Source organism: Nocardia sp. NPDC055165 (genome assembly GCF_053606985.1).
In genome coordinates this window covers 68,451-81,147 of sequence record NZ_JBSGSS010000012.1, presented here as the reverse complement: position 1 = coordinate 81,147, position 12,697 = coordinate 68,451, and the positions used below count along the sequence as shown (strand labels likewise).

The window sequence follows — 12,697 nt, the reverse complement described above, 5'->3', positions numbered from 1 at the left end:
ATCCCGACGTTCGTGCTCATCCCTGCGCGGACCAGGCGGCCGTCAGCGCGGACAGGGCGTCGGATTCCAGGCCCGACGCGCTCATCGGCGCGTGCGAAACCTGTTCGGGCTCATCGGCGTGCGTCGCGTCACCGGCGGCGGCGTCGACGGCGGCGGCCAGTTCGGTGATCGTGGCGCATTCGAACACCAGCTGCGGCGACAGCGGCAAGCCGAGGGCATCGGCGCGCGCCGACCACTGGATGGAGATGACGCTGTCACCACCGAGGGCGAAGAAGTTGTCCCCGCCGACGACGTCGTCGATTTCCAGCAGTTCCTCGATCAGCGCGATCAGGGTGCGCTCGGTGTCGGAGTCGGCCGCCGCACCGGTGGCGACGGCGCTCGCGGCCACCGGGGCGGGGGTGGCCAGCAAACGCTCGAGATCCGCGGCGGGCAGCACACGCAGGTCGGCCACCGGCAGGTCCGGCGTTTCGGCGAAGGCGCGCAGCGTGGCGGCGAGCGCGTCGGCGATCAGCGCGGCCGTGGCCGGTTCGTACAGATCGGCGTTGACGACGACGCGGACGTCCATGCCGCCCTCGGCGGTCACGTTCAGGCTCAGGTTCAGATCCAGGAACGAGACGTCGAAGTCGGCGGGCAGCACGGTGACGGTGCTCTCCCCCGAGGTCGCGAACGGGAGCGTGGTGGGTGCCCAGTCGGCGCCACGGAAGTGGATCATGCTCTGGAACAACGGGTTCCGCGAGCGCGAGCGACGCGGGTTGAGCGCTTCCACCAGGCGCTCGATCGGCAGCTCCTGGTGGGCGTTGGCGTCGAGCACCACATTGCGTGCCCGAACCACGGTGTCGCGCAACGTCGGTGCGTTCGACAGGTCGTTGCGCAGCACGACCATGTTGGCGAACAGCCCGATCAGGGCGGTCGTCGCCGGATCGGTGCGCGCCGCGACGGGAGTGCCGAGGGTGATGTCGGTGCCGCCACCGAGGGTGTGCAGCAGGGTGGCGACCGCGGCCTGGCACACCATGAACTCGGTGGCGCCGCTGCGGACCGCGAGCGATTCGAGCCCGGAGCGCACGGCGGCGGGCAGCGAGAAGCTCACCACTTCACCGCGCTTGCCGAGCACCGGCGGACGCTGCCGATCGTGGGCGACCGCGATCTCCTCGGGAACATCGGCGAGCGTGGACCGCCAGTACTCGATCTGGTCGGTGGCGAACGCGCTCGGTGCGGCCTGGTCGAACAGTTCGCGTTGCCACAGCGCGTAGTCGGCGAACTGGACCGGCAGCGGCGCCCAGTGCGGGGCGCCACCCTGTTCGCTGCGAGCCCGGTAGGCGGCGGTGAGGTCGTCGAGCAGCACGCCGAAGGACGCGTGATCGGCGACGATGTGGTGCACCAGCAGCGAGAGCACGTGCGCGCCCGCGTCGAGCACGAGCAGTTCGGCGCGGATCAGCGGCTCACCGTCGAGGGTGAAGTGGTAGCCGGCGATCTCGGCGAGTGCCTCGGTGAGCTGCCCGGCGGCGAGCTCGCGCACCGGCAGCGGGACCGGTGCGGCGGGGTGCACCACCTGGTAGGGCACGCCGTCGTGTTCGGGGAAGGTGGTGCGCAGCGACTCGTGCCGGGCGACCACGTCATCGAGCGCGGCACGCAGGGCCGCGATGTCGAGTGCGCCGTCGAAGCGCAGGGCCAGCGGCAGGTTGCCGACCGCGCCCGCACCTTCCATCCGGTACTGGAACCACATCGCCAGCTGCGAGTACGACAGCGGAACGCGCTCGCCGCGCGGGCGCCCACCGATCGCCGGGCGGCTGGACCGCCCCGGTCCGGCGGTCGCGGTATCCGCCGTCACGGTTTCGGCCGGTTCGGTGGTCGTGCTCTCGGCGGGGGCGTCGTCGAAGTCGTTGTCGACGGCGTCGAGGTCGATATCGAATTCCGCCAGGAAGCGGGCGACCAGATCGGCGGCCAGGGCGGCGGGCGTCGGGCTGTCGAACACGACGCGCACGTCGAGCTCGATGCCGAACTCCGCGCGGACCTGGGCCACCAGGCGCGCCGCGAGCAGGGAGTGCCCGCCGAGTTCGAAGAACGAGTCCTCCGCGCTGACCTCGTCGAGGTTGAACAGGGCGCCGAACAGGGCGCACACCTTGCGTTCGGTGGCCGTGGCCGGAGCGCGGTGGGTGCGCACCACGGCGGGGGACGCCGCTGGCAGGGCGCGCTTGTCGAGCTTGCCGTTGACGGTGAGCGGGATCTCGGGGATCACCGCGAACGCGCTGGGCACCATGTATTCCGGCAGTCCGCCTGCCGCGAACGCGTGGACCTGTTCGAGGTCGACGGTGCCCTCGGCGGGCACCACATAGGCGACGAGCATCGCGCCGATGGCGGGGTCCTCGGTCACCACGACCACGCAGTGGGCGACGGCGGGATGCGCGGCGATCGCGGCCTCGACCTCGCCGAGCTCGATGCGGAAACCACGCACCTTCACCTGTTCGTCGGCGCGGCCGACGAACTCGAGCTCGCCGAAGGCGTTGCGGCGCACCAGGTCACCGGAGCGGTACATGCGGGCGCCCATCGCGGGGCCGCCCTCGGCCGCCGCGAACGGGTCGGCGACGAAACGCTGCGCGCTCAGCGCGGGACGGTCCAGGTAGCCGCGGGCGAGCTGATCGCCACCGAGGTAGAGCTCCCCGACGACGCCGTCGGGCACCAGCTGCAGTGCCTCGTCGAGGACATAGGTGTAGACGTTGCGGTTGGGGACGCCGATCGGCACCACGCCGGTACCCTGCGGACCCGCGACCGGCATATGGGTCGAGCAGACCACGGCCTCGGTCGGTCCGTAGTGATTGCGGAGTTCGGCCTCGAGGGTGTTGAAGAACCGGTCGGCGACTTCGCCGGGCAGCGCCTCGCCGCCGACAGGGATCTGGCGCAGCGACTGCCATTCGCTGATCTCGGGCAGCAGCAGGAACGTACTCAGCATCGACGGCACCATGTGCAGCACCGTCACCTGGCGGCGGGTTATCAGGTCGGCGACGTAGCGGATATCGCGGAAAGCGTTGGGCTTGGGCACGATCAGCTGCGCGCCGACCGTGAGGGTGATCGCGATATCGACCAGCGAGGCGTCGAAACTCACCGACGACGACTGCATCAGGCGGTCGGCGGCGGTCATGTTCCAGTCGGCGGTGAAGCAGACGATGTGTTCGGCGATCGCGTTGTGCGGCACCGGAACACCCTTGGGCTTGCCGGTGGAGCCGGAGGTGTAGATGACGTAGGCCAGGTTCGCGGGGAGCAGCGGACGCAGGCGCTCGGCATCGGTGGGCGCGGTCGCCTGGAGACCGGCGGCCATCTCTTCGGCAGCGGCCAATTCGACTGCGCCGAGCAACAATCGAGGGTTCGCGTCCTCGATCAGGTACTCGATGCGATCCTGCGGGTAGGCCGGATCGATCGGGAGATAGGCGCCACCGGCCTTGAGGACGGCGAGCACGGCGACGATGAACTCCACCGAGGTGCCGAAGCGAAGACCGACGAGGTCCTCGGTGCCGACGCCCTGCCCGATCAGCCAGTGGGCCAGGCGATTCGCGCGCGCGTGCAGCGCGGCGTAGGTGAGCTCGGTGTCGTCGGAGAGCAGTGCGAGCGCGTCGGGGGCGGCGGCCGCGGCCGATTCCAGCAGGGCGACAAGGGTGGTCGCCGGTTCATCGACGAGGGCGCCGTGCGAGCGATCCAGCAGGGTCGCGCGGTCGGTGGCACCGAGCATGTCGAGGTTGGCGAGTCTGCGTCGCGGCTCGCGCAACGCACTGTCGAGGAGCTGACCGAAGTGCGCGAGCAACTGGTCGACGAGGGCCTCGGCCAGCACATCGGTCTGGTACTCGGCTTCCACCACCGCGGTACCGTCGGCGTCGAGCACGATGGCCAGCGCCAACGGCACCTGCGCGCTCGCCGCGCCGAGTTCGAGCTGGGTGGAGCTCACGCCGTCGAGGGCGAAACCGTCGGCGCTCTTGCGCACCGAGAAACCGAGGCGGACCAGCTGATCCAAGCCGTCGCGCCCGGCCACCCGATCCGGGTTCGCCTCGCGGACGACACGATCGATGCCGACGCCCCGATGCGCGAAGGCGCCGGTGCAGGTGTCGCGGACCGCGGCGACGAGCTGGGTGAAGTCGGCGTGGGCGCCCATGGTGGCGCGCAGCAGCAGCGTGTTGCCGAAGTAGCCGATGAGCTGTTCGGTGCCCGCGGGGCGATCGGTCACCGGGATGGAGACGAGGAAGTCGTCGGCGGCGGTGTAGCGGTGGATCAGCGCGTCGAAACCGGCGAGCAGCACCATGAACGGGGTCGCGGCCTGTTCGCGGGCGAACTGTTCGGTCCGGGTGACGAGCTCGGCAGGCAGACGGTGGGTGCGGCGCTGGGCGTTGCGGCCGGGGGTGGCCGAGGCGGAGCCGGGCAGTTCGAGGGGTTCGGGCAGCGGGCGCAGGGCCTCGCGCCAGAACGCCACGTCGGCCTCGGCGGGTTCCGCGGTCGACGCGATGGCCGCGAATTGCACGGTGTCACGGCCGAGCGCCGAATCGCCGTGGCCTGCCTCGTTCGCTTCGTCGGGTGAGGCGGCCGGGGCGCTCGGTGTGGACGATCCCGCAGTACTCGACCCGGCGGCGGCGCTCGGCTGCCCGGCCCGGTACGCGGCGTTCAGTTCGGCGAAGAACACCGCCCAGGAATCGTCGTCCCAGGCGATGTGGTGGATGGTGAGGAGCACGACGTGCTCGTCGGTCCCGGTGCGGATCAGCGTCGCGCGCAGCGGGAGTTCGGTGCCGAGCGCGAACGGACGACCGAACTCACGCTGGGCCAGCACCTCCACCCGCAGGTCACGACCCGACTCCGCGAGCTCGGTGAGGTCGTGGGTCGACCATTCGGCCGGTGCGTCGGCGGCGAACACTTGATACGGCGTGCCGTCGACGTCCGCGCCGTAGGTGGTGCGGAGGATGTCATGGCGAGCCACCACCTGGTCGAACGCCGCGTGCAGGCGATCGGCGTCGAGCGGGCCGGTGAGACGGTAGGCGACGCAGATGTTGAGGGCGGTGTCGTCGGCGTCGCGGGTCTGCAGGAACCACATGCGGCGCTGGCCGGGGGTGAGCGGGCGCCGCTCCCCCACCGGAATGCGCGGTACGGCAACGGGTTCGGCGTTCACTACGGCCATGCCGCGTTCGCGCAGCTTCTGCTGGAGCAGCAGTTTGCGGCGCTCGGCGACGGACAGGGTGGCTTCGGTGTCAGACATGTTCTTCGGCCCCTCAGCCCTGGTTGGTGTTCTGTGCCATGAGCAGCACGACATCGTCGAGCGATGCGCCGCCGAGAATCGCCGCGACCGGCAGATCGCGATCCAGTTCCGCTCGCACGCGCTTGCGGAAGTCCAAGGCCTGCAGGGAATCGAGGCCGAGCGCCACCAAGGGCATGGTGGCGTCGATGGATTCGGCGCTGTCACCGCCGATCACCTTGAGCAGTTCGGTGCGCATGCGCAGGTCGAGCGGGAAATTATCGGTGGGCGCCGCGGGTGCCGCAGCGACCACGTCCGCCGGAACCGCACTCACCGTGGCGGCGGGCGCCGGTGTCACCTGCGGTGCGGGCGTGGCGGATTCGAGACCGGTGAGCACGCTGGCCTGGCCGAACGCGCCGAGCACCTCGCGCAGGAAGTCCCAGTCGGCGGCGATGATCATGCCGTCGCGCACCGGCGCGGCGAGCCCTGCCTCGATCGCGTCCGCGGGCACCATCGGGAACACGCCTGCCTCCTCGACCCGGGCGAACCCGGCATCGTCGAGCGGGCCGGCCACGCTCCACAGCCCCCACTGCAGGCTCGCGGCGGCGATGCCGCGGGCGCGCAGCCTGCGGGCCGCCACGTCGAGCATGCGGTTGGTCACCGCGTACAGGACCTGTCCGCGTCCGCCCAGCGTCGCCGCCATCGACGAGCACAGCAGAACCCGGCAGTCCACGGTCAGCGCGACCGCGTCGATCAGGTTGTCCAGGCCGCGCAGCTTCGCGGCGGCGGCGGTGCGCACGGCGTCGCCGGTGATCTGGTCGAGTTCGGCGTCCACATAGTTGACCGCGGCGTGAATGACCAGGTCGACCGGGCGATCGGCGATCTCCGCACCGAACGCCTTCGCGGCGTCGACATCGCTGACATCACACGACCGCACCACGATCTCGGTCGCGCCGATACCGCGCAGCCGCGCCAGTTCCGTTGCCAGCGCCTCGGTTTCGCCGCTGCGGCTCAGCAGCGTGACGCGGCCCGCTCCGGTGCGCGCCAGCTGATCGGCGAACCGCAGACCCAGCTGACCGGTACCACCGACGATCACCACGTGATCGAGATCTGTTCCGAGCGAACCGGTTTCATTGGTGGTATCGACGACCAGGCGCTTGACGAACAGCTTGCCGGCGCGCAGCGCCAACTCGGCTTCCCCGCTGGAGTGCACCGCACCGACGATCTTGGCGGCCTGGGCGGGAGCGGATTCGGTCGCGGCGAGATCGAGGTGCCGGAACAGGATTCCCGGGTTCTCGATACCCACACTGCGGAATCCGGCGCTGACGCCCGACTGGAACAGCCCGGGAATCGGGTCGCCGTCGTGGACGGTCTCGCCGCCGACGGTCAGCAGCCAGCACTCGCCACCGGGGCGCAGCGCGGACAATGCCGGGGCCCAGGCGCGTTCGGCGTAGAACCGCACCAGCGCGTCGATCGCACCGGCGCTGTCGTCGTCGCCGGCAGCGGGCAACAGCACGACCACGGAGTCGGCGGTGCCCACAGCGTGGTCCCGGGCGTCCTGGCCCGAAGGCGCGTCGGCGGCTCCGATCACGCGCGCATCGGCGCCGTGGCGGTCCGCGGCGGCCACCAGGGCGGCGGCCAGCTCGGCGCATTCGCCGGTGTGGTCGACGACGAGGAGACTGCGCGGCGCGGTCAGCGCACGACGCTGCACCGGAATCCACTGTTCCACCAGCCGTTGCGGTTTCGGGGTGGAGACCACGAGTTCGGCGGGGGTCTCATGGGCACCGAGGGGAGCCCACAGTCGCTTGGCGTTGGTGACGGTGTGCGGGAAGTCGCGCAGCGGGAGGCTGACGGTGTCGTCGACTCGCAGTGCGTCCCAGCGGTAGTCGATGTCGAGGACGGCGACCTGGGCGAGATTGCGGGTGAACTCCGAGAGCCCGTCCGCGGTGCGCAGCGACGTGCCGAGGACGCGGAAATCCCGCGCGGGCAGGCCGGGACGGTTCGGGACCAGGCTGAGGTTTTCCTGGATGGCCAGTTGCAGCACAGGGTGTTCGGCGACCTCGATCAGCAGGTCGACGCCGTCACTGCCCGCGCTGACCACGGCGCGGTCGAACCGGACGCGGTTGCGCAGGTTCCAGTACCAGTACTCCTCCTGCTTGAGGTCGGGCGTGATCATCTCGCCGAGAGTCGCTCCGTAGCACGGGATCTCGGAGGCGGAGAAGTTCGGTGCGCTCATCTCGTCACCGAGGAAGCCTTCGAACTCGGTCCGTACCTCGGCGACGATGGAGGTGTGTGCCGGGAAGGCGACCCGGATCTCCCGCGCGAACTGGCCGCGCGCGGTAGCGGCGGCCACCAGATCGACGACGGCGCCGCGTTCACCGGAGATGGCGATGATGTGCGGCGAGTTGACGACCGCGAGCTCGGCCCACCCCGAGTGCCGCGCCATCAGCGCTTCCACGCTCTCGCGGTCCATCCCGAAGACCGCCATCGAATAGCCGCGCGGGGACAGCCGGTCCGCGAGCAGGGCGCGATGGGTCACCGCGAGCACCGAGTCACGCAGCGTCATCACGCCGGAGACCGCGCCCGCGGCGAGCTCGCCCTGGCTGTGGCCGATGGTCGCGTGCGGATCCACTCCCGCGGCTCGCCACACCGCGGCCAGGCCCGTCATGTGGAACATCAACGCGGGCTGCACTTCCCACACCGTGTCCTCGTACTGCCCCTCGTGGCCGAGCAGGTAGTGCAGCGGCTGGGAATGCCCGAAGCGTTCGGCATGAATGGCGGCGCATTCGTCGACCACCGCGCGGTAGTCGGCCGACAGCTCATAGAAGGTCGCGCCCATGCCGGGCCGCTGACTGCCCTGGCCGGGGAAGACGAACCCGATCCGGCGCGCGCTCGCCGGCACGTCGCCGTGCACGACGAGTGCGTGCTCGGAGCCGGTCGCGATCGCGTCGAGTGCGGACAACAGCTCATCGGTCGCCCCCGTCGGCGACGCCAGGATCAGCGCCCGGCGACGACGGGGCACGCGGGTGCGCAACAGCATGTCCGACAATCGTTGCGCGCTCGCCTCGGGATGCGCGGCAACATATGCACGCAGGGCGGCCGCCTCGGCGCGCAGTCCGTCGACACTGTCGGAGGACAGCAGGACGGGAACGCTGCCGTCCGGTAAGCGGTACTCAGCCATGGTTGGTCTCCTCCAGCACCGGCAGGCCGACGATGGCGTGCGCGTTGGTTCCCGCGACGCCGAACGAGGACACCGCGGCATAGCGCAGGCCGTCCGCACGCGGCGCCCAGTCGGTGAGTTCGGCGGCCAGGCGCAAACTGGTCGCGTCCCAGTCGATCTCGGTATTGGGCGCGTCTGCCCACAGGCTCGGTGCGATGGCGCCGTGCGCACCGCACAGCAGCACCTTGATGAGCCCGAGCATCCCCGACGCCGCCTGGGCGTGGCCGGTGTTGGACTTCACCGAGCCGAGCAGAGGTCCGTCGGTGCGGTCCGGGTTGCCGTAAGTCGCTGCCAGCGCGGTCAATTCGAGCGGGTCGCCGACGGCGGTGCCGGTGCCGTGGCCTTCGATCAGGCCGATGTCGTCGGCGCTGATCCCGGCCGCGGCGACCGTGTCCTCGATCAGCCGCTGCTGAGCGCCCGCGCTCGGCACCGCGATCGGGGCGCCGGAACCGTTGTGGTTGACCCGCGAACCGAGCAGCTGCCCGTAGATCCGGTGCCCCAGCGCCTTCGCCCGCGATTCCCGTTCCAGCACGATGACTCCCGCGCCCTCTGCCCAGAGGGTGCCGGTGGGGTCGGCGGCGTAGGAACGGCAGTGGCCGTCGGTGGCGAGGGCGTTGTTCTTGGAGAACTCGTAGAACGCGCCGGGCGAACCCATCACGCACACTCCGCCGGCCAGCGCCCATTCGCACTCGCCCGCGCGGATCGCCGAGGCCGCCTGGTGCACGGCGGTCAGCGACGACGCGCACGCGGTGTCCACACTGATCGAGGGACCGACCAGGCCGAGGCCGTGGGAGATGCGCCCGGCGACCGCGCCGAGCGCAGTCCCTGTGGCGCGATAGCCGCTGTACTCGTTCACCGAGCCCACCCGTGGCCCGTATTCGACGGTCGAGACGCCCATCCACACACCGGCCGAATCACCGTCCAGCGCACCGGGATTGATGCCCGCGTGTTCGAGCGCACGCCACGCGACCCGCATGGCCACGCGCTGCTGCGGATCCATCGCCACCGCTTCGCGCGGGGTGATGCCGAAGAACTGCGCGTCGAAGTCGGTCGCGCCGTCGAGGAACCCGCCCGCGTCACGGACCGGCGCCCAGCCTTCGAGCCTGCCGAGGGCGAACAGTTCGTCGAGCGGCCAGTCACGGTCGCGCGGGAACGGGCCGATCAGCTCACGCCCGGAAGCGAGGGCGGACCAGAAGTCGGGCAGGGTCTCGACGCCGCCGGGGGCTTCGACACCCATCCCGACGATCACGATGGGATCGGAGTTCATCGCGCGAGCGCCTTGCCGACGAGCGCCTCGGCGATGCCGTCGATGTTCTCGTCGAGGTAGAAGTGACCGCCCTCGAACAGGTTGACCTCGATCTCGGCGGTGGTGCTCTGGTCCCAGCCGTAGAGGTCGCGCGGCCCGACGAACGGGTCGTCATCGCCACCGAGCACCAGCACGGGTGTCGCGACAGCCACGTCGGGACCACAGGAATAGGCGTCGAAGGCGCGGTAATCGGCCTTCAGGACCGGTAGCGCCATCCGCATCACCTCACGGCTGGCCATCACGTCGGCGCCGGTGCCGTTGAGCGTGGCCATGTGGTCGAGCAATTCGTCGTCCTCGGTGGGATGTGCGGGGAGCTCGGCGATTCGGTGCGGTGCGGCGGCAGCGGAGACCACCAGCAAACGCACGGACAACCCCGCGGCCTCGGCCAGCCGGACGAATTCGAACGCGACGATGGAGCCCATGCTGTGGCCGAAGACGGTGAGCGGTGCGCCGGTGTTGTGCGCGGAGTCGCGGAACGCCGCGAAGGCGCCGGCGGCCAGCTCGGGCAGAGTCTGCGCGGCGGCTTCGCGCGCGCGGTCCTGACGGCCGGGGTACTGGACGATCGCGGTGTCGAAGTCGGCGGCCATACGCTTGGCGAACACCCGATATGCCGAGGCGCCCGCACCCGCGTGCGGGAAGACGATCAGCGGCGGTAGGGAATCGGTCCTGGGGGCCTGAAATTGCCTGATCCAGCCGAGTTCTCTTGCCATGTCGCTCTCCCTCACCGGCCGCGCAAAGCTGCGCGGCCGTTTCGCACTATCCAAATGCCGCGCTCACGCACGGGCCCGCCCGGCGCTGTCGTCCGGGACGGGGCGAATCCTGTTGCATCCGAATCCGACCCGAATCGGGAACGGCCCGGCTATCACCGGGCGATCGGTCGGGCAACAGTAACACCCAGCCATTAGTATAGGCTAGCCTTACCAATCGAGGTGACCAAGGTTACGATTGAACGGAGCACCGAGTAGATGAACCCCGCTGGGACCCCCACCGCGCTGCCCCGCGAGCAGACCGATCTGCCCGCCGAGGTGGCCGCCGCGCCCGCACCCGTGCTGCCGGTCTTCGCGGCGCCGTTCAGCCTGCGCCTGGCCGATCCCGACGGCACCGATCCCGAGCTGCTCGCCGAATGGATGGCCCGCCCACACCTGCTCGAATCCTGGGAACAGGACTGGGACGCCGACCGCCGCCGCGAGAACTTCCGCGCCCAGCTGGCCGGAACCTATTCCCGCCCGTGCATTCTCAGCCTGGACTTCGCCGTCCTCGGCGAGCCCGAACTCGGTGTGCGCGACATCGCCTACCTGGAGTTCTACCGCGCCGCCAAGGACGAGATCGGTCGCTTCTACGACAGCGACCCCAGCGATACCGGCTTCCACATCGCCACCGCCGACACCGCGGTGATCGGCAAGGGCATCATGTCCGCCTGGATTTCCACCATGACCACCGCCGTCTTCGCGGCCGATCCCGCTTGCCGCCGCGTGTTGGCCGACCCCGACCACCGCAACGTGGCGATCGCCCGCAGCCTGGCCAAGGCCGGGTTCCAGCCGATCGGCGAGATCGACGTCCGTCCCGACCGGCGGATCGCGTTGCAGTACGTCCCGCGCACTCCGGAAGACATCATCGCGCCGCGTTGAGCGCAAGAAAGCCGAACACAAAGAGCCCCCTCTCGACGAGAGGGGGCTCTTTTGTGTGCACTCAGCGCGCGATGGCGGCAGCCCGCGCCCGAGCAGGCACCGTTTGCAGCACCCGGTCCGAAAGTTCGCCGAGGCAACTGAGGTTCGGGAACCCCGGCCCCTGCGCCATCGCGGCCATATTGGGCAGATAGAGCTTGCCGCCGAGCCCGGTGACCGCCAGGTCGTAGCCGATCGACGACTCGATCCGCGACTGCGTCAACGCACCGCCGACGGCGAGCTCGAGCCGATCCGCGGTCCGCTGATCGAACATCTCGAGGAACCACAGCGGCTGACCACCGGTGGCATCCACCACCAGGTCGAAGTTGTGGACCTGGTCGGCGCGCAACTCGTTGCTCAGCGTCAAGGCCAGTGATTCGCCCTGCGGCGCGATCTTGGTGACCCGCCCCTGCAGGTGATGAACGCGGTTGTCGCCCAACAGACTTTCCTGCACACGCACCGAGAACACCCCGCGGTCGGTGCGCCGGATCACGTCGCGCCGTTCCTGGATGCTCAGCGCGGCCCACTTCACGGGGTCGCTGAACAGCGAGTTCTCGAAGAAGCTCTCGCCACGGGTGTAGAGGGTGGCCAGCGGCGAGATCACCGAGATGGTGAGCATCTCGTGGCGAACCAGCTCGTCCAGCGCCGAACCGCCGGTCTCGCCGCCACCGATCACCGCGGCGCGGGAGGCGGCGGGCAGCGTGCGTTTGCCTGCCCGGTCCCAGAATTCGGCGATGCTGAGCACACGGGGATGGTCGAGGAGAGCGCGGCTGCTGCGGCCGGGGCCGGTGATCATCAGGCCGTCGGCGGTGAGCCGGCTCTGCGCGCCGTCGGCGTCGACCACGTCGACCTGCCACTGCTCACCGTCGCCCTGACCGATCTTGTCCACCCGACCGAGCACCAGCTCGAGGTCGATGGACTTCGCGACCCACTGCAGGTACTTGGCCCACACATGGTGTTGCGGACTCGGCCTGCCGCGGTCGATCCACTCGGCATAGGTGCCGTGTTCGATCAGGAACGTGGTCCAGCTGAAGGCGGCCATCGCGTGATCGATATCGCGATTGCGCCCGCGCGCCCAGGTGGAGTGGTACGGGAAGCCGACGTCCTTCTCGGGGCTGGTGCCCAGCCGGTGCTGCCCGTCGGTCCAGCCGCCGGTGGGCAGCCAGTTGCCGCCGACGGCATGCGCCTCGACCACGACCACGCGCGGAGCGGGCATCCCGAGGGAGCGTAGAACGTGTGATTTAGTCGCCACCGCAAGGGCTTTCGGCCCAGCACCGACTACCAGGAGGGTATCCACCGGTTCG

General features: G+C 70.1%; 6 protein-coding genes. 1 reads left to right on the top strand and 5 read right to left on the bottom strand.

Annotation, left to right across the window (positions count from 1 at the left end; all coding sequences use genetic code 11):
• Positions 1-16: 16 nt before the first annotated feature.
• Genes ACWFRF_RS23770 through ACWFRF_RS23755 form a run of 4 tightly spaced genes read right to left on the bottom strand, consistent with a single transcriptional unit; the run spans position 17 to position 10,439 of the window.
• On the bottom strand, positions 17-5,227 hold the full coding sequence (locus tag ACWFRF_RS23770; protein ID WP_452452304.1) for an amino acid adenylation domain-containing protein: 5,211 nt from the start codon (positions 5,225-5,227) through the stop codon (positions 17-19).
• A 13-nt stretch (positions 5,228-5,240) separates the two neighbouring features.
• Positions 5,241-8,384: a nocobactin polyketide synthase NbtC gene (gene nbtC, locus ACWFRF_RS23765; protein WP_452452302.1), complete on the bottom strand. Its 3,144-nt coding sequence runs from the start codon at positions 8,382-8,384 to the stop codon at positions 5,241-5,243.
• On the bottom strand, positions 8,377-9,690 hold the full coding sequence (locus tag ACWFRF_RS23760; protein ID WP_378993669.1) for a beta-ketoacyl [acyl carrier protein] synthase domain-containing protein: 1,314 nt from the start codon (positions 9,688-9,690) through the stop codon (positions 8,377-8,379). The genes nbtC and ACWFRF_RS23760 overlap by 8 nt, the downstream gene beginning before the upstream one ends.
• On the bottom strand, positions 9,687-10,439 hold the full coding sequence (locus tag ACWFRF_RS23755) for a thioesterase II family protein (protein WP_379313202.1): 753 nt from the start codon (positions 10,437-10,439) through the stop codon (positions 9,687-9,689). Before ACWFRF_RS23755 ends, ACWFRF_RS23760 begins: the two co-directional genes overlap by 4 nt.
• Before the next feature lie 255 nt (positions 10,440-10,694).
• Between ACWFRF_RS23755 and ACWFRF_RS23750 the strand changes: the two genes are divergently transcribed.
• A complete protein-coding gene (locus ACWFRF_RS23750; protein ID WP_378993671.1) occupies positions 10,695-11,357 on the top strand; it encodes a GNAT family N-acetyltransferase in 663 nt (220 codons plus the stop codon).
• Positions 11,358-11,418: 61 nt separating this feature from the next.
• On the opposite strand, the gene ACWFRF_RS23745 is transcribed toward ACWFRF_RS23750, so the two are convergent.
• On the bottom strand, positions 11,419-12,690 hold the full coding sequence (locus ACWFRF_RS23745; protein WP_452452300.1) for a SidA/IucD/PvdA family monooxygenase: 1,272 nt from the start codon (positions 12,688-12,690) through the stop codon (positions 11,419-11,421).
• Positions 12,691-12,697: the final 7 nt, after the last annotated feature.